Source organism: Klebsiella sp. CN_Kp104 (assembly GCF_040064515.1).
In the GTDB taxonomy this organism is placed as follows: domain Bacteria; phylum Pseudomonadota; class Gammaproteobacteria; order Enterobacterales; family Enterobacteriaceae; genus Klebsiella; species Klebsiella aerogenes.
This window is the reverse complement of the sequence record NZ_JBEAII010000004.1, coordinates 1-18,915: the sequence shown is the minus strand read 5'-3', so window position 1 is coordinate 18,915 and position 18,915 is coordinate 1. Positions and strand designations below refer to the sequence as shown.

Annotated in this window: 12 protein-coding genes; 2 read left to right on the top strand and 10 right to left on the bottom strand. The window is 56.9% G+C overall.

Annotated features, from left to right (window positions below):
- Nucleotides 1-32 precede the first annotated feature (32 nt).
- The 6 genes from ABLU80_RS07060 to tssI form a co-directional block, all read right to left on the bottom strand.
- A complete protein-coding gene (locus ABLU80_RS07060) occupies nucleotides 33-596 on the bottom strand; it encodes an RHS repeat-associated core domain-containing protein (RefSeq protein ID WP_072056272.1) in 564 nt (187 codons plus the stop codon).
- A 141-nt stretch (nucleotides 597-737) separates the two neighbouring features.
- Nucleotides 738-1,523 (bottom strand): macro domain-containing protein, encoded by a 786-nt coding sequence (locus ABLU80_RS07055; RefSeq protein ID WP_157195273.1) that lies wholly within the window; start codon nucleotides 1,521-1,523, stop codon nucleotides 738-740.
- Nucleotides 1,474-5,574, bottom strand: coding sequence for an RHS repeat-associated core domain-containing protein (locus ABLU80_RS07050; protein WP_348849853.1), 4,101 nt, complete (start codon nucleotides 5,572-5,574; stop codon nucleotides 1,474-1,476). The genes ABLU80_RS07055 and ABLU80_RS07050 overlap by 50 nt, the downstream gene beginning before the upstream one ends.
- Before the next feature lie 10 nt (nucleotides 5,575-5,584).
- Nucleotides 5,585-5,713 carry a hypothetical protein gene (locus ABLU80_RS07045; protein WP_015366119.1) on the bottom strand — a complete coding sequence of 43 codons (129 nt, stop codon included), beginning with the start codon at nucleotides 5,711-5,713 and terminating at the stop codon, nucleotides 5,585-5,587.
- Nucleotides 5,710-7,263 (bottom strand): hypothetical protein, encoded by a 1,554-nt coding sequence (locus ABLU80_RS07040; protein ID WP_348849852.1) that lies wholly within the window; start codon nucleotides 7,261-7,263, stop codon nucleotides 5,710-5,712. Before ABLU80_RS07040 ends, ABLU80_RS07045 begins: the two co-directional genes overlap by 4 nt.
- 12 nt (nucleotides 7,264-7,275) lie before the next feature.
- Nucleotides 7,276-9,492, bottom strand: a complete 2,217-nt coding sequence (tssI, locus tag ABLU80_RS07035; RefSeq protein WP_213199965.1) for a type VI secretion system tip protein TssI/VgrG — start codon at nucleotides 9,490-9,492, stop codon at nucleotides 7,276-7,278.
- Between the two features lie 654 nt (nucleotides 9,493-10,146).
- On the opposite strand from tssI, the gene ABLU80_RS07030 reads away from it, so the two are divergent.
- On the top strand, nucleotides 10,147-10,566 hold the full coding sequence (locus ABLU80_RS07030) for a translesion error-prone DNA polymerase V autoproteolytic subunit (RefSeq protein WP_015705808.1): 420 nt from the start codon (nucleotides 10,147-10,149) through the stop codon (nucleotides 10,564-10,566).
- A gap of 2 nt (nucleotides 10,567-10,568) precedes the next feature.
- On the top strand, nucleotides 10,569-11,834 hold the full coding sequence (locus tag ABLU80_RS07025; protein WP_015366112.1) for a Y-family DNA polymerase: 1,266 nt from the start codon (nucleotides 10,569-10,571) through the stop codon (nucleotides 11,832-11,834).
- A 94-nt stretch (nucleotides 11,835-11,928) separates the two neighbouring features.
- Here ABLU80_RS07025 and tssJ read toward each other — a convergent pair whose 3' ends face one another.
- The 4 genes from tssJ to ABLU80_RS07005 form a co-directional block, all read right to left on the bottom strand.
- Nucleotides 11,929-12,468 carry a type VI secretion system lipoprotein TssJ gene (gene tssJ, locus ABLU80_RS07020; protein ID WP_032714761.1) on the bottom strand — a complete coding sequence of 180 codons (540 nt, stop codon included), beginning with the start codon at nucleotides 12,466-12,468 and terminating at the stop codon, nucleotides 11,929-11,931.
- Nucleotides 12,446-13,531 (bottom strand): type VI secretion system baseplate subunit TssG, encoded by a 1,086-nt coding sequence (tssG, locus tag ABLU80_RS07015; protein ID WP_348849851.1) that lies wholly within the window; start codon nucleotides 13,529-13,531, stop codon nucleotides 12,446-12,448. Before tssG ends, tssJ begins: the two co-directional genes overlap by 23 nt.
- Nucleotides 13,495-15,255, bottom strand: a complete 1,761-nt coding sequence (gene tssF, locus ABLU80_RS07010; protein ID WP_020078511.1) for a type VI secretion system baseplate subunit TssF — start codon at nucleotides 15,253-15,255, stop codon at nucleotides 13,495-13,497. Before tssF ends, tssG begins: the two co-directional genes overlap by 37 nt.
- A 72-nt stretch (nucleotides 15,256-15,327) precedes the next feature.
- The gene (locus ABLU80_RS07005; protein WP_348849850.1) at nucleotides 15,328-18,711 is read right to left on the bottom strand and encodes an ImcF-related family protein; all 3,384 of its coding nucleotides are present in this window, start codon (nucleotides 18,709-18,711) and stop codon (nucleotides 15,328-15,330) included.
- Nucleotides 18,712-18,915: the final 204 nt, after the last annotated feature.

Genomic DNA, 18,915 nt, shown 5'->3' with positions numbered 1-18,915 from the left:
TCGACATAAACAGGAGAGTCCTTTATTAGATCTTAATTTTCAAAACCACCATGACCTATACGTCCATATACGATATCCTCACCTTCACTATTAGTCCTATAAACCTTCCAGTAATCATTTCCATGAATATTTTGTTGTTTTGCGTTACCACCAGGATGATAATCTAATTTATATGTTGTACCAGATTTTGTCGTTTTCACATATTGTATATGTTGAATAGCCTCAGGCCTACCAGCTTGTGGATAGATCTTCGTCCAACCTTTAGATGTTAAAAGGGAGTCTATTTCAGCCGGAGCTTTACCTGTTAATTTATTTACCCACCTTTGGGTTATATTGTCCTTTTCCGCGAAGCCACATTTTAGTCCCAGCGGATCGATCCAGCTTAATGGGTTCGGCGCATACTGATAAACATTCAGCCCGCCGGCTAATCCAATCGGATCCTGGCTAATAAATCCCGCAATTTCAGGATCATAGTAACGATGTCGATTATAGTGCAGCCCCGTTTCAGCGTCAAAATACTGGCCCTGAAAACGCAGCGGGTCACAATGATAGTGCCAGCTCTCCTTCCTGCCCGCTTCCTGCGTCAGCAGCGCCAACAGCTGAAAACTTACAGGATAGTTGTTAATATCACCGGACTTAGAATATTTAAAGAGCGAATATATTATGATAAATTCACTTTAATATCCCGCCTATCCAGATACAGCTGTAAAAAAAAATAAGGTACCCCGCTCTGGGAATCACAATATCACAACAGTACATTTAATTAATTTATAACATAAATGTTTTTGTATTAAACTCTCAATATGCTTCCAATCTCCGCCACCTAATCCAGCTCCAATTTTTGGCATTTGTACAACCAATCGATTAATCAATGCAAACTCCGATAGTTTTTCAAGACATTCCTCAAGTGCGTGATATGATAAATATTGTTTTTTATCAGCATAGTTTTTTCTTATCCCATCTTGAGAAACCATATTAGCCACAAATATTCTATCCTTTTCATCTACAGATATGAACTGTATATCACCCAAAGTTAAATCTGATGTGTTAGAATATTTATCCAAATAAACCTTCTTGGCTGCTGGGTATTTTTTTGATAATGATAAAACAAATCCTTTCCCCCATTTCCCTTTGTTATTAACTATATGAGCAATGATAGTGGCAGAACTTAATGGGACAGCAGCATCTCCAGTTACATATTGAATGATTTCTTTTTCTTTGTGATCATTCATAGCTATTAACCACACAGCCTCAAATTCGTCTTTTGATATAATCTGTGAATCAGATAGTTCTAATTCACTTTTTTTTCCATCATAAAGAAGGAAACCTATTTTATCATTTTCATCACTCAACGAGGCTGATGGGTAATATAAGCTATCCAAAACACTTATCTGTCTTGTGGCAATTTCCCCCATAAACTCTGTATACAGGATGCCTTCCCCAGACGTAAATTCCGCATTAGACTTATAATATTCAACCACAACTTGTGGACTTTCCACTGCTGACGATTCTATCCGAAACATTCAGTTCTCCTGTATTTGCAACTCTAAATGTATTTTTTCTTGGTTCTGTGACATTTAGCCCAGTTACATCTATTTCTACAAAATGAGTAATACCATTCAACTTTCTGGAATCACCATATATGTTACTTGCCAGTTGGCCCAGAGACATTTTACCTGTCCCTGAAGCATCTTTTAATGTCCTTCCGCCGATCATGGCTGGTGTAATATCTGTAAAATATTGCCCCTCACCAAAACGCGCATGTATATCACCTGATGAGGCGCGAATAGTCCCACTTTCCATAATCCCATTCATCCCCTCCTCGGTCGTATAATGATACAATGTCTTCGGTGTTAAACCTTTTGGATCTATATAACCCAGCGGGTTCGGCGCATACTGATAAACATTCAGCCCGCCGGCTAATCCAATCGGATCCTGGCTAATAAATCCCGCAATTTCAGGATCATAGTAACGATGTCGATTATAGTGCAGCCCCGTTTCAGCGTCAAAATACTGGCCCTGAAAACGCAGCGGGTTGCTGATACGATCGGCGTAGACCTCCCCTTTCTCTCCCCATACCCCCGTCTTCTCTGACCACACTATCTCGCCCTGTAATGACGTCAGGCGCACCGGCGCGCCGTTCGGGTCACAATGATAGTGCCAGCTCTCCTTCCTGCCCGCTTCCTGCGTCAGCAGCGCCAGCGGCTGAAAACTTCCCGGATAGTACACGTACTCGCGCATACTGCTGAACAGCGTTTCCTGCGCTTTCTGCCGCTGCAGCCGGCTGCCGGTATCAAAAATGCTCTGTGCCGCCAGCGGTTCGCGGGTGATAGTGACCGTTTCCCCCGCCAGCGCGTCGCCCTGCCAGTAGAACCAGCGCGTCTCTTCCGCCGTCTGCTTGAACACCCGGCGCCCCAGCCCGTCATAGCCGTAACGCACCAGCCGCTCGCCCTTGCGCACCGCCACCAGCTGGCGGTTATCGTCCCAGCTGAAATCCTCTTTCTCGCCGTTATGCCGGACATCGCGCCGCTGTCGCAGCTCGCCCGCGCGATCGAATACATAACGCACCCCGCGCTGCTGCCCCTCGCGGAACCAGCCCCCGGCGCTCTCATTCACCGCCCGGGTCTGCGTCTGCAGGTGGCTGCCCGCCGCATCCTGCACAAACTGCCGCAGCGTACCGTCCGGCGCGGTATGGGCCGTCAAGCGCCCCACCGGATCGTAAGCGTAACGATCGCTGCCCCACAGGCTGTCATCGCGCCGGGTCAGGTTACCCAGCCTATCCCAGCTGAAGCCGCTGGCGAACAGCGGTAAATCATTCTGCAACACCTGCTGCGATGTCAGTTGGCCGAGCCGGTTGTAGGTGAAATGACGCGTCACCTCCGCCGACAGCTGCTCGCTGACCCGCCGCCCGGCCTCATCGTAACCCAGCACGATTGGCGCATCGTCATTCAGCTGGATCTGGCTCAGCCGGTCATACTCATCCATGGCGTAACGCACCTGATGACCGCTGTCGCTGCGCCGGGAGACCAGCAGGCCGCGCTCGTTATAGCCATAATGCAGCTGAAAACCGTCCTGCTCCTCCAGCAGCACCCGCCCGGCGTCATCATAGCGCCACGCCAGCCGCCGCCACGGATTCTCACACAGCACCATCCGTCCGCAGGGATCGTAATGATACTTCGCCTGCAGGGTATCGCCGCTGCGCCGCTCGCTTAGCCGCCCGCCGCGGTCGTAACCGTAGCGCACCAGCCGCCCCAGCGGATCCTCACGGCTGATCAGCCGGTTGCCTTTATCCCAGCCATAACGGGTTACCTGTCCCCAGTAATCGGTCTCCGCGGCGATGCGCCCCAGCGCGTCGCGGTCCAGCTGCCAGCGCTGACCTTTCTGGTTGATCACCGCCAGCAGGCGATCTTCCAGGTCGTACTGATAGCCAAGCGTCGCGCCATCCGGCGTCTCGCAGGCGGCCAGCATTCCGGTGCGGTTATAACGAAAACGGGTTATCTGGCCGGCTTCATCGGTGAAGTGAAGCGGTGAATCTTCCCGGTCGTAAGCGACGCGAATTTCGCCGCCCTGCGGATTGACCATCGCCACCAGCCTATCCTTGCTGTCCCAGTGGAAACGGCTGCTGCCGCCGCCGGCGTCAATACGCTCCAGCAGCGTGCCGCGCGCGGAATGCCGCAGTTGAGTGGTTCCCGCGCTGGCCTGGCTCAGCGCCTGCAAAAAACCAAACCGATCATAGCGATAGCGACTCTGCCCGGAACCCGGCACGTCCGCCGCGCTCAGCTGCCCGTACTCATCATACTGATAGCGCGAGGTGACGCCGGTAGGGTCCGTTCCCGCCAGCAGGTTGCCGCGTTCGTCATAGTCCGAACGCCAGCAGGCGCCTTTCTCATCAATCAGCGTCAGCACATCGCCGTCTTCATTGTAGGCCGCCTGAATCTGGCTACCGTCCGGCAGATGTTCGGCGATCATTCGCCCCTGTTCATCATACTCCCAACGACGCGTGCTGCCGTCCGGCTCAATGAGTTCGACGGTGCGGCCAAAATCATCGTAGTGGAAGACGGTATTGCCGCCGGTCGGATCGATCTCCGAAACCGGCAGGCCGTTATCATCAAAGCTGACAGACGTTACATGGCCGTTGGAATCGGTGATTTCCACTTCGTTGAGCAAGTCGTGCCAGGCGAAATGGTAATCCCATACGCCGCCGTCACCCCAGGCGTGAACCACCCGCCACTCGTCATTGAACTGGTAGTGGAAGCCCTGGCCGTTACGGTCGACATGGCTGGTCATATGGCGCTGTTGATAGTAGAAGCGCCGCGGATGCGAAAGCGCATCGATCTCCGCGCTCAATTGATTATCGCTATCGTATTCATAGCGGGTCAGCGGCGTGATTTCGTCATCCAGCGCGTTGCGCAGGCGTAGCCCCCGCAGGCGGCCATCCTGCCAGGTGACGAGGATCTCCCTGCCGCTCATGCCGCGCGTGCTGAACTCGCGAATACGCTCAAGCTCGCGCCCCTGCCAGTCGAACTGCCAGCCATTACCGTTACGGTCCGCCAGCCGGTAAATCGCCAGCGGCCCGCGCTTACCGCGAAACTGCAGCCGCGCGCTCCCTTCCTGCTCAACATGCCAGAAGCATTCGCCATTGCGGGTTTCCCGCCACAGGCGGCTGCCGTCCGGCAGGCCGACAATACCCTGCTCGCGGCCATCGGACTGCGGCAGCGCCGCAAACAGCGTCATCCCTTCCGGCTGAGTCAGCACCGCGACGCCTTCATCGGTCAGTATTTCAAGGCGGGTGTCCGCCGGGGTTGACCAGCCGTAACCGCACACCCCTTCTTCATCGAGATCCGCCGACGAGTAGCTTCGCGTCCACGCCAGCGGCAGGCGGCCGGGTAACAGAAAATCCTCATGCTCCAGGCTCACGCTACCGTCGCGGATATCAACCGGTTCGGCGCGTAGCACCCGGCATTTCAGGACGCCGGGATCCATGTTGCGAAACAGCTTCTGGCGCAGCTTTTTAAACCGCCGCATAAACAGCCGCCACTGCGGCGTTTTTTTAACTTTCTTCAACCCCTTGCCCAACCCGCTTAACCCGGCGCGCATCAGCAGCGCCATCAGGTTGATGGTTGGCGGCCCGCCGACAATCACGTTGTTGGGAATCGCGAGGTTAAACGTCAGCGGCAGCGTCAGCGAGAGCGGCTTTGGCTTGCTCAGCCGCTTCAGGCGGAACGGCGGCACCATTCCGAGGATGTTACAGCTCAGTACCGGCATGCCGATGCGGGAAAACGGTTCACCATCGACGGCGACGGTTTTGCTGCCCATAAACAGCTCGTCTTCCATCTGCGGGCCGCCGGGCGCGCGCAGCGGCGGCACCCACACGCCGCCGACCGGAATATGTACCGCAATACCGCCGGTCCCCGCGCTGGCGCGCTTGATGCTGTTGACGTGTACGGTTGTGCCCAGCAGCGGCAGATAATCAAACACGTCGAAAACGATGCCGATATGCGGCGTCGGCAGCGGCCAGGGATAAGTATGGATATCCAGGCCAAGCTGCGGGTCGAAGTGAGCCCCGGAGTGCATCAGACGCGCCTCAGAACATGGCGCGCAGCAGCGCGCGCAGGAAGGTGCGCACTTCGGTGGCGAACCCGCCGTCCGAAAGGCTTAAAAACAGAATTGCCAGCAGCGTCACGGCAACAATAATAATAATCCGGGTCTTCATAGCGGGTTGCTCCCTGCATTTTCAGTGGATGATGCATCGGTATTTCCCCAGGCAGGCAGGCTTTGCCATTCACCCGGCGGGGCATCAAAGGGGTGGGCGATCTCCGGCAGACCGTTCCAGTGCGGATGCAGCTTCTCCCGCGCCAGGCGGATCACGCGACGAAAGCTGTCATCGCCGCCGCGGATCAGTTTTTCCCGCGCTTCGCGGATTAGCGCGAACGCGGCTTCCAGCTGTAGCTGTAACTGCCGGTCCACGCGTTTTACCTGTTCGACGGCGGGTTGCCGCGGCAAGCGGTCTTCCGCCTGTTGGATTAAGCGCTGTTTTTCGCTTTGCCAGCGTGTCGCGCAGGCCTCAAGCGCCTCGGTCCGTCGTTTATCATGGATGCGCAGCAGATCCTGGAATGCCAGCGTCAGCGTGGTCTGGGCGCGCTCTTGCCGTGGGATCGGCTCCGCCGCCTGGATGGCGTGGGCATACTCCTCCATCGCTTTTGCCCGGTGCCCGGCGAGGTTGAGACAAAAACCGGACATCCGCCAGCCTTCTACGGCAAATACCGGGTGTGGAATGGTTTGCGCTTCGCCCGCCGCCCGGCGATAGACTTTCGCCGCCTGGAGATACTCTTTACGCGCGAACCAGGCGCCGGCCTCGCCAAAAGTGCTTTGGGTACGCAGTTGTCCTTTAAGCGCCGGGTCGGCAATTTCGCCGCTGATGTTTTGCGCCTGGCGGTAGTGATCGACGGCCCGTTGATGATCGTTACCTTTCAACCAACCGCCGGCGATCAGGTTATGCATCATCGCCTGCTGGTCGGCCCAACCGCAGCGCTGGGCGACGCCGAGCGCCATACCGCCGCGCGCGGCCACCTGCGCGGCGCTGCCTTTTTCCAGCAGCAGCATGGCATCAGCCAGATAGCGGCGAAACAACAGGCGATCGGGATTCGGATCGCTCTGCCCGCGCGCGGTTTGATGCATCACTTTCATACTGTCGACGTCATCGGTCAGCAGCCGTACCCTGCGCGGATGCGCCTCATACAGCGGCTGCCAAATCGGTTGCTCAAGCGTGTCGATAAGTAACAGTCTGGCGTTGCACGCCTCCTGCGCCAGCCAGCCGTTCAACCAGCGGTTCAACGCCTTTTCATCGCTGACGGCGGAGGGTTTCAGCACCAACACCAGATAACGTAAATCGTCATGAAATGTCGTCGCAAAATCCTGCAGCATCTGCCGCAACTGCGCCGGGCTATAGGTTGGGAGAAAGCGTTCGGCATCCCATATAGCGGCATCCGGCGTCGCTTCGTAGTGTTCCACAAACTCGCGCCCGAGCGCCTCGCTGTAGCCATAGCCGGTCTCGAACGGCGTGGTTAACCCCAGCAGCAGATCCGGCAGCGAGCGGCCTTCAGGATGCTGCTGCAGCGCGATAAAACCATCAAGCAGCGACTCGCCGCCGGCAGGCGTCCGCCAGATAAATAAGCGGATCTGTTCCGCCTGCTCGCTGGCGTCCAGCCAGCTAAGCTCAAGCTCGCTCATTACTTTTTCGGTCGGATTCTTCGCCGCGTTCATTCCCTTTCCCTGTCAGGCATTGAGCTCAATCTTTTTACCATTCACCATCACGCCAGCGGCGTTAATGGTGATCGTCGACCCGCCAGCGGTAATCTCCACGCTGCCGTTACTTATCAGAATGCCGCTTTCGCCCACGTTGATATGTACGGTATCGGTAGCGCTGTCGGTTACGCTCCCTTGCGTAAAGCGGGTATCACCGCCGGTGATGCTCAGGGTACGCCCGGCGCCGATCGTCACCTCTTGCTTACTGGTGATGGTCTGCGTTTGCTTACCGGTCACGGAAATATCGTGATTGCCGGTCACTCCCAGCGTCTGATTGCCGGTGACCTGCACGTTACGGTTCTGCTGGACGCTGACGCTTTCGTTACCCTGCACCTGGCGGGTGCGATCCTGTACGACCGTCAGTGACTGCTTGCCTTCGACGGTCGCGGTATGGTCGCTTTTCACCGTGGTGGTATGGTTGCCGCTGATGGTTTCATCGCGGTTCTGCTCAACGCTTAGGGTCTCATTCCCCTTCACGCTTTCGGTACGGTTCTGCTCAACGGTGGTGGTTTCATTACCATTGATGGTTTTGCTGCGATCTTTGCCGACGGTAACGCTTTCATTGCCATCCACCGTGCGGGTGCGGTTCTGTTTGATATGGCTGGTTTCGTCTTTGCCGACGGTTTTGGTGCGGTTATTGCCGACATCATGGGTCTCGTCGTTTTCGACTTCAGTATCCATGTTGCGCTCGGCGTGCAGCCAGAGCTGCTCTTCGCCGGGTTTATCTTCAAAACGCAGGGCGTTGGCGTTGTCCGGCGAACCATCCTTTGAGCGGCTCATAAAGCCCATTTGCGTGGCTGCCGCCGGTAGCGCCCACGGCGGCATACTGGCTTCGTTATAGACGCGGCCAATGACAATCGGCCGGTCCGGCTCACCGTTAATAAAGTCCACCACCACTTCATCACCGACGCGTGGGATCTGCACCCCGCCGTAACCCTGGCCGGCCCAGGCGCTGGAAACGCGCACCCAACAGGAGCTATTTTCATCGCCCTGGCTTTCGCGGTCCCAGTGGAATTTCACCTTAATCCGGCCATATTTATCGGTCCAGATCGATTCTCCTTTCGGCCCTACCACGCGGGCGGTTTGCGGCCCGTAGGTGCGCGGCCAGTCGGTCCTTGACGCGGGGACAAATGGCGTCGCGGCGGGAATAACGGTGAATGCGATGCGGTGCTGCGCGGTATTTCCGCCGCCGGAGGCATACTGATTCTCTTCAAAATCATAGCGGGCGCCCACCACCAGCCATTTAGCGTTATCAGCCATGTTAGGCGCATGCGTCAGGGTAAACGTGTGTCCCGGGACGATACCGGTCGCGGTGGCGATACCCTGCGTTTGCTGCTGTTCGGCCTGCCAGGACTGCTGACGAATACGGGCGTAGGCTTCGCCGTCGCCGTGCTCCATAAAGCGCCCCGGCCAGTCGTAAACGTCGATTTTGCCCGGCGTCGGCGAGACCGGATTCTGCAGCGTTTGCAGCATCCAGGCGTGGGGCTTGCGAAAATCATAGTCATCGGTGCTGTAAAGCCCCGGCGTGACGACGTGGCTCGCCATCAGCTGGCTGATGCCCTCTTCGCCGACCGCGCCGCCGCCCGGCTGCGCATGCCAGGGAATAGTTTCATAACCGGGGAAGGATTCAGCCTGCTGATAGTCATCCATCAGCACCAGGGTATGGCCGTCTTTATCGTGGCGGAACAGATAGCTAATACCTTCCAGCTCCAGCAAACGGCTGATGAAATGGAAGCTGCTTTCCGCATACTGCACACAATAATCCCACTGCCGGTAGCTACGCGTAAGTTTGTCCTCAAACTTAACGTTATGCTCGCTAAACAGTTTGGCCACGATATCCGGCACCCGCTGCTGCTGGAAAATACGGAAGTTGCGGTCGCGCATCATCGGCCAGAAATCGGGTTCCAGCGTGGTCTGATAGACGGCGTAGCGCGTCTCGCCAAGATCTTCGGCGCGTACGGTAACGGCGGTGATTTTGCCGGAAAGATAACGCTCCTGTCCCCATTGGCCGGGAACCGCCACCGTCATGTTTTTGCCGAGCATGGCCTGACGGTCGATAGCAAAATCCTGGCTGAGTAAATCGACCTGAAAGAGGAAAGGTTCGGACAGTTTCTCCTGCCCGCTGAATTTCCAGAATAATAACGAGGAGCTGTCGACAGATGACAGGATCGATATCCGATTAACCATATGGATTCCTTTATGGTGCAGGCAGCCGCGGGGCTAATTCCTTAAGATTAATAAATTATCCTGAATATTTATCAGAAGTCATCTCTCTGCCCGAGATTTCACCCAGGAATACTCTTAATTATTCAACTCTGTGCTTTTGTTCATCTTTATACCGTCATTATTAGTAGTGGAGCTTTCTTAACAGGCGTTAATTACTGGTTTGACTTATTAGAAACGGTAATGAGGTAAGTCTGAAAATAGTCTCCTGGCGCGAAGAAATATGTTTAAACCGGCCCGGACGCTTTAAAATAACCGCGGCTGCGAACTGCCATCACAGCCATTTGCTCACCGGCCTGCTCTTGCATACGGTCGGCCGGTGAGCAATCCCTGGTCGTTAATCGCTCAGACATCCCCTGTCTCGTTAATATCAGATCCTTTACCTCAGTCATATTCAGATTGTTTTTACATAAAATCGTCGCGCTATTTTCGCCAGCTAAACGGCGCAGTCGCTAATATTAGCGATGAGGTAATCTATTGTTTATCAATCGGCTTCAGACATAAAACCCCCCGCCTGCCGGGCGCTGGCGCAGGTTTTGATAAGGTACGACCCTCTTGATCTCTGCCATCGATCTACAATACTGTATATACATACAGTAAAGATAATCGGTGATCATCATGCAGTTTTTCACACTAACCGAACTACGCCAGATCGTGGCACTCCCCCTGTTCAGCGATCTTGTTCCCTGCGGTTTTCCTAGCCCCGCGCAGGATTATGTTGAACGGCGTATCGACCTGAATGAACTGCTGATTCAGCATCCTGGCGCCACCTACTTTGTGAAATCAAGCGGTGACTCAATGATTGGCGCTGGCATTGGTGATGGTGATTTACTGGTGGTGGATAGCTCCCGCAAGGCCGTCCATGGCAGCATCGTTATTGCCGCAGTGGATGGGGAATTCACGGTTAAGCGCCTCCAGTTACATCCTGTTGTCATGCTAAAACCTGATAATCCCGCCTACCAGCCGATTATGCCAGGCAGTGAAGAGTGTCTGGAAATCTTTGGCGTGGTGACCTACATCGTGAAATCGGCGGGCTGATCGTGTTTGCCCTGTGTGATGTGAACTCATTCTATGCTTCCTGTGAAACCGTCTTTCGCCCGGACTTACGCGGCCGCCCGGTGGTTGTTTTGTCCAATAATGACGGGTGTGTGATTTCACGTTCTGCGGAAGCCAAACCGTTTGTGAAAATGGGTGAACCGTACTTTAAACAAAAAGATATCTTCAGACATCATGGCGTGGTTTGCTTCAGTAGCAACTATGAACTCTACGCCGATATGTCCAACCGGGTAATGACGACGCTTGAAGAGATGTCGCCTCGCTGTGAAAAATACTCCATTGATGAAGTTTTTTGCGATCTTACCGGCGTGCGTAACTGCCGCGTTCTTACCGAATTTGGACATGAGCTCAGAGCCACGGTGCGGCAACGCACACACCTGACGGTGGGCGTCGGAATAGCCCAGACAAAAACGCTGGCTAAACTGGCGAATCATGCGGCAAAACGCTGGCAACAGCAGACAGGAGGCGTGGTTGACCTGTCGAATGCGGAGCGGCAAAGAAAATTGATGGCGGCGCTACCGGTGGAAGAGGTTTGGGGAGTGGGTCGACGCATAGCGAAGAGGCTTGAAACGATGGGGATCCGGACGGTATTGCAGCTGGCTGACACGGATATCCGCTTCATCAGGAAACACTTTAATGTCGTACTGGAAAGAACCGTCCGTGAATTACGCGGCGAGCCCTGTCTCGAGCTGGAAGAGTTTGCCCCGGTAAAGCAAGAGATTATCTGTTCCCGTTCGTTCGGCCATCGCATCACCGAGTACGAAGAAATGCGCCAGGCCATCTGTAGTTACGCTTCCCGGGCTGCAGAGAAACTTCGTCAGGAACATCAATACTGCCGGTTTATCTCTGTCTTTGTAAAAACGTCGCCCTTCGCGCCTGATGAACGGTATTACGCCAATAATGCCTCGGTCACCCTGCTTACCCCAACGCAGGACAGCAGAGATATTATCGCCGCCGCGACGCGTTGTCTGGATGCCATCTGGCAAAGTGGCTGTCGGTACCAGAAAGCCGGGGTGATGCTGGGCGATTTTTATAGCCAGGGCGTCGCGCAACTTAATCTGTTTGACGAAAATGCGCCACGAAAAAATAGCCAAAAACTGATGGAGGTGCTGGACCGCCTGAATGCTGAGGACGGACGTGGGACGCTTTACTTCGCCGGCCAGGGTATCCAGCAACCGTGGCAGATGAAGCGGGAAATGCTCTCCCCGCGATACACCACCCGATATAGCGATCTGCCCACGGTTAAATGATTCCCCGACAGGCCAAACCTTAAATAAAATCAGGTTTGGCCATCATGGCGTCCGTGAGGTTATTTATGGAATATAAAATTACGCAGCGCGTTTCTCACTTCTCCTTCCGCGGTTGCAGAACAAGTTGATGATGGCTGGCCTCAATGACGCGCGCGCGGTCCGGGTCAAGATCCTCACGGGCAAGCACCAGCTTCCAGTCGTTTTTCGTCAGATCCGGCGCCCGGAACAGCGCCACCACGGCAACATACTGCGCCTGTTCATCCAGCGGCATGGTGAGACTCATCTCCGTTCCCGGTTTGAGCACCAGGCTGCGGCTGGCCAGTTGGTCGTCTTTTAATATCTCCTCCCCCTCCGCCGCCAGCTGCTGGTAAACCGTCTTATCGAAAGTCTTGCGATCCTTCAGCACATAGACCCGCACCATCACCGGCTGGGAGGCGCTGTTATCCTCACGGTTATCGGTGTTTAACGCATTGCGCGCGCTAAAATCCAGACGCAGCGTTTTCACCTGGCGATAAAATACTGACTTTACGGCGGACGAAGCGCCGTCGCTGATTTTCTGTGTTAGCCCGCAACCCGCCAGCATGAACGGCAGAAGAATCAGTGCGGATAGTTTAAGCGAAGTGATATGCAACACGTTGGTTTCCTTGTGATAATGATGCAAGCGGCATGCCGCGGTAGCCGCCCAGTTCCGTGGTAAACGTGGCCGGTAAATCCGGCGGAACCGCGTCCCCCTCCATGCCCAGAACGCCGCTTATGCCGAGCATAAACGGCGATTCACCGAGTACCGGCGCGGGTAACAGCGGCGTGGGAAGCGTTAAGGTGATTTTGGCCTTATAGCGCCAGCCGAGATAAACCCGCAGCAGAACCAGAAAGTCCGCATAGATTTGCCCTTCCGGCATCCAGCCTGTGGCCTCGGCGATATCATCGGTGTACAGCGCGATCAGCAACTGGCTGGCAATCTCGGTCGTTTCATCGCCCAGCACCGTGTAGCCATCAAGCAGGAAATCGTTATCGCCGTAAAAACCCAGCGGCTGCGCCGGGTACACCGTCCGTGGGCAGTGCGGCGACGCTTCCGCTCGCGTATGGGGCGCCAACAATCGTACCAGCGCCTGAATCCCCTCTTCGGTACGCGCGGGCAGGCGCATCACGCTGAGTAATGCCAGAAAGCGAGATACCGGCGCGGCAATATGCTGAGCGGTGCCGGGAATGCCAAGCCCGATCAGCCCCAGCAGGCTCTGTGAAGTACGGTCGCGACCGCCGTCTTCAAAGGTTGCCGGATACGAGTATTTGCGCCAGATGCGATAAAACTGGCTCAGAATGCGGTGGTTAAAAATATCGAGAAATGCTTCCTGCGCCTCATGCCCTTCTCTTTGCTGCGCAATATCATCCAGCCAGGCGGTGGGCAACGGCGAATCGACACCGTATAGCCCCATAAAGGTGGTGCGCAACGTCGGCGGCGCGTCGGGATGCGCCTCATCATACTCCACCGCTTTGAGTTCGCTGACCGGAAAACCCATCCCCGGATGCGGGCGAAAGCGTACCGGATCATCCGCCGGGTTTAGCGTGCTGCCTAATGCCGGCGCGCCAGGTCGCGATTTTTCCAGTAGCTGGCAGAAGCGGTAAAAGTTGATGCGCTGAATATCCCGCTCCAGCCGCGGGCTCAGCCGGGAATGCGGCGTTTGTGGTTCTCCTGCCATTCGAGACGCTCTCCGGTAGGTTGCAGTATCAGAATCAGACGATTAAACAGATGGATGTCGGTATACAGGGCAAAGAAGCGGTTGAGCATCTCGCCAAACAGGCAGATGTCGCCGTGCCCGGCGAAGCCGTTACCGTCGAGCGTCACCTCTATCTGCACGCCGCGTAGAAAGTGCCCCTCGGCAAAACGTTCCACCTCACAGTGGCTCACGTCGACGATCGCCTGCAGGCGACGGCGGTTCATTTCGTTGTCCGTCCAGTCGTACAACGCCAGCGCGCCGCGCAACACCTCGGCGTTATCCATCATCCACAGGAAGCTGCTACCGAGATGGCTCAGTACCCGCCAGTGAAAACGGTCGCGATCCGGTGGATAACACGGCAACGTCGGCGCGCTGAGATTGCGCACCTGGAGTCGCGACGTCGTGGATTTGACCACCGTGTCCAGCAGCGTGCTTTGCAGCGCCCGCCGCGGCAACTGGCCGTTGGTGCCGATCAGGCTCAATGACAGGGTTTCATTCTGCGGCACGCGATGCTGGTCAAACGCCTCGCCGCCCAGCGTCAGCCAGGTATCATGCAGCCCGGACGGGCCACGTTTAACGCGCGTGTGGTAATAATATTCCGGCGCATCATGGCGCAACATGCCGCCTTTGTGGCGAAAACTGGTAAACGGCACATACACTTGGGTGCCGGAAAGACGTGAAGAGGTGACGGACTCCACCGAATAGATTTCGGTGTGTCCATCCTGGACGCGCATGGGGCGCAGCAGATACTCACTTTGTAGTGAATCCAGATGCAGCGGATCCGACTCCAGCGGGAACAGGTTAATAACCGGGCTGCAGTGTAAACGCAGATGTTTCTCTGACAACGCATACTCCTGCGGCCACGGTTTATCCAGCACGACCTCGATCTCAAACCATCCCGGCGCATCAGGAAACGTCATATTCTCCAGCCCGCACAGCGCGACCGACATAAACTTTTCACGAAAGCTGAAATACTCCAGCAGCAACTGGTAGCCGCTGAACCCGCCGCTTTGGGGCAGCAGCGCATCATCATGGCCAAAACCGCAAACGGCAAAATGGGCCGCCAGCGGCCTGCTATCGGCCTCCCCCGCCAGACGTATGCCGATGCGCGCCACATTCAGGGTCAGCGCTTCATGTAGCGCGCAGGCCAATGGCGCGTCGGCATTCAGATACAACGGAATACGGCTCAGGTCGAGCGCCCGCCAGTCCACCAACGCGCTACAGTCAAAACGCAGACAAATCGCCTGGCGGCCGTCGGCCTGCGCCCTGACGCTGGCGCGGGAGAGCGCGAGCGGCTGTAAGGTTAGCGGCTGGGTCGTGGTGTAACGGCAGCGGGTGCCCGTCTCGCCGATGGGCCGGGAGATCACTTCCGTTCCCTTCTTCAGCCGCTGCGGCTCTTTCATCTCCCGCCAGTCGACGCTGAACTCCACCATCGCCAGCGACGGAATGGTACGGAGATAATGCGGCCAGATCATACTCACCAGCCCGCCGGTCAGCTCCGGCAGGTCGTCGTCGAGCTTTTCGCGCAGCCGCCCCATCAGGAAAGCAAAACCTTCGAACAGCCGCTCAACATAGGGATCGCGGGCGCCGGCTTTATCGAGGTTTAACGCCGCGGCGCGATCGGGATGGGCGCGGGCAAACTCCTCGCCAGCCTCACGCAGATAGCGCATTTCAGCGTCAAAATAACGCAGAGTTAAATCGTCCATGGAATATCTCAGATGTCAGAATTGAAAAACTCGCTGCTTGTAAAGCAGCGCTTGCAGCGTGAATGTCGGCCCTTATTCCTCTACGTCACCGTCGGCAAACGGTTCCGCACGGGAGGCCTCCACAATGAAAATCTGTGTCGGCAACGTGAAGTTTCGCAGTTTCAGCAACGCCAGCGGGCCATCGCCGAGTTCGGTACGCAGCAGCCACTGCAGTTGCCGGTTATCCGGCGTATTGACCGTCAGGCGAAACAGCCCATCGCCGATCTGCTGGCGCTTCATTCTCTCCAGCATACGCAGCGTGCCCCACGGGCCGCTGTCGTTCGCCAATAGCCGAGCGCCCGCCGCCACTGAGCTCCAGCTCAGCATCGCGCCGGGTTTGTTGATAGTCCCCGGCCAGCGGAAACTTTTCCATTCGGCAAGCTGGTTAAAGTAGTGCAGATTCTGGCCGTCGAGGGTGAGTTGCGTTTCAACAATGCCCGGCGTCGCCACCCCCTGTAGTTCAAACCCCATTCCCTGACTGCCGTCGGTAAACAGGATGTCGGACAAGGAACTCAGTTGATTAATCGCCTTCAGGAAGGCCGGATTGAAAGTCAGCCCCTGACTGTGCGCGCTATCGGCCACCCAGCGGCTACCCTCCCGGTTGAGCACGCCGCCCAACTGTCGGGCAAGAAACTGGTCGATTCGCCCGCTATCGCGACGGATGAATGCCGCCAGCATCGGTAGCGAGACATCGTTTTTGCCCGCGGCAAACGGATAGCGGCCGTCGAAAGCCGAATGCCAGTTAGCGACCACAGAACGCTGCCACGCCTCGTTCAGGCTGGCCGCCGATGGCTGCAGCACCGTTTCCCAGGCCTGCGTCAGCGGCTGGACGAACATGGTCTGGCCGAAACCGCTCCACTCTTCGCCAAGGCTGGCCGCCACCAGGCTGCCGTACTCCTGGGTGTCGGTCAGGTCGACGCTTTTACCCTGGAACACGGTCTGCGCCAGCTGCTGCATCATCGCCTGCGGGTCGGGCGCGTTTGCCACCTGCTGGAGCCGCAGGCGTACGCGGGTCAGGCGCGTCAGCCAGGTCTGTAAACTGAGGGTGCTGTCTGCGGCGACCACGCTTTGAGAGGGATTTTTGCCCATCAGCGCCAGCAGCGGCCCAAAGGTGCTCTCCAGCGGGCCGCGCACGCCGCCGGCCTGCTGGTCGATAAACGGCTGCTTATCCTTATCGAGTAGACTTTTTGCCGATTTCACCAGCGAATCCGCCACGCCCTCACGCTGCTGCCCGGTCTGCCCCTGCCAGGCAAGGGTATTCATCAACGCAATCAGCGGCGACTGACGAACGTCGCCCGCCAACGTCAGCTGATCGGTCACATCGGCAATATTGCGCGCCGGATTCAAGCGGATGCTATTGAGAAAACCCAACCACGCCCCGGCGAAATCGGTGAAATAGCGATCGGTCAGCCGCTGTTTCAACGCCTCCGGGGAGACGTCGCCGCTGACGGTCTGGCGGCTATCGCTCAGCACCCAGTCGATCTCATCGCGCCTGGTCGCCACCGCCTTATCGATCGCCTCGCGCACGCCGCCCTCCCACGCCTGACGGGTAAACATCCCCGGCACCACCTCTTCCGTGGTAAACAACCGGCTCGCATTGGTCTGCGGCGTCATGTCTTCCAGCGTCATGTCGGCATAGTTACGGCGCACCTGCAGCAGCATGTTCTCGTAAAGCGTGCTTTCGGCGTTGCGCCGCCCGATTTGCGCCAGCAGCACCTGACGCGCTTGCGTCACCAGCGCGGCGTCCGGGGTGATTCTCCACGTCGGCTGCGATGGCAAGTTGTCCATATAGAAGCCCCATAAATCGGGGGCGATGCTCTGCCATAGCGCCGGGGCGACTCCCTGACGCGTCTGCTGCGCGGCGGTCATTGCCTGGCGGTAAAACGCCGCATCGGCTTTGTCCGGACGCGCCATCATCAGATAGGCCTTTAACTGGTCATAACCCGCTTTCGCCAGCTGCGCCCGCTGCGGGCTGCGCGGCGGCAGGTTGACCAACACCGTCAGTTGCCGGGTGAGCGCTTCTGCCGCGGCGTCGCGGATCAGACGCTGGTTAGCCCGCCCATACCACGGCAGCAGCGCGGCAAAAAGCGGCGCATTATGATTAAGACCAAAGCGCTGATACCAGGGCGCGCCGTTGGCGAGCTGATTCTGTAGACGGCCGATATCGTTGCGCAGCACCTGCAAATCGATCAGCTGCTGGTCGTTAACGACGGGCTGCCGCAGCAGCTGTACCCGCTGGGTGGCGCTGACAATTTGCTGGCGGTTGACGATAAAAGAGAGCAGGCTTCCCGCCGCCCACAGGGCACATAGCGCCAGCAGGCCGACGCCGAGGGAGCGGCGCCACGCCACCCCCACCGGCACGCCGCGCGCGCGGCTGCAGTCTGCGATGATCCCCTGCCAGACGGCCGGGGCCGGCCAACGGTGGGGATAGAGCCCATTGTCCACCGCTTCTTCCGCCTTTAACGATGGGCTGAACAGCAGACCACGGAGCGGGATCTGTTGCAGATGCCCGGTAAGCCACGGCGTCAGTAGCGTCTTCCAGCCGCTGATACCACCCTCCTTCAGCCATTTAGCGACACGCAGCAGGTAATCGTGGGACGAATCAGCGCACAACTGCTGGGTCCCCTGCGCCAGCATGGCGGGCAGAATGGCGCGAAGCTGCCGTTCAACATCCTGCGGGACGGCCCGCGGCGGGAACAACGCCCCCAGCGTCTGGGTAATGCGCGTATCCTGCGGCCAGTCGCTGTCGTGGAGTTGCCACAGATAGACCGGCGGCTGGTAGCGCAGAACCTGCGCAACCTGCTCCAGCTTTCGCAAATACCCGTCCAGGGTCGCGGCGGTGGCCTGAGCATTGTCCAGCGCCAGCACGATGCCATCCAGCGGCCGGCGGCCGCGCAGCCGACGCAGGGCGCTGAGCCGCTCGATATCCACCGTCGCCGACAGGCTACCGCCGTGAATTAGCACCGTACCGCGGCCCTCCAGCCATTGCTGTTGCGCAAGGCCTGGAGCGATGGCGGCAATCTGCGCCGCCTCGCCAGCGACCCACAGCAGGCGGACCTTATTGCGCCACAATCGGCCGTAGCGGCGACGGAGAAAGTGCTTTAAGGACGCAAACGGCTGCGCCGGTTTTGTCTGCTGGCTAATAAAAGTCCGCGTCTGACGCTGTTGCCCATCGGCTTTTTGCCTGATAAACAGGTGGAAAGCAATAAAACCCAGTATCCAGAGACAGAGACCATACGCCCAGATCAGGCCACAGACGGTCAATATCTCGCGGATCGCCGTCCACTGCAGCGTGCGGTTGGCGTGCCAGTTCCACCATCCCAGACCGCTCAGCAGGACCACAATTGTCCAGACGGCAAGACACAGGGTCGCGGTAGCCGCTACGGTCATTACCGCGGCATTTTTTTCCTTGAACATAAAATTGATGATTCCCTTAGCCACGGGCGTGCATCATCACGCCCGTATAGCGTTATTAAGGATACTTAGCGGATATAATGAATATGGCGATAACGAATTAAGGCAGCAGTATTTTAAAAGCCTCGCTTTTTATATCGCGATATATTTTACCCAGCACGCCCGATACCGTATTCAGATCTTTCATATCCGTTCGCGCCTGCACTA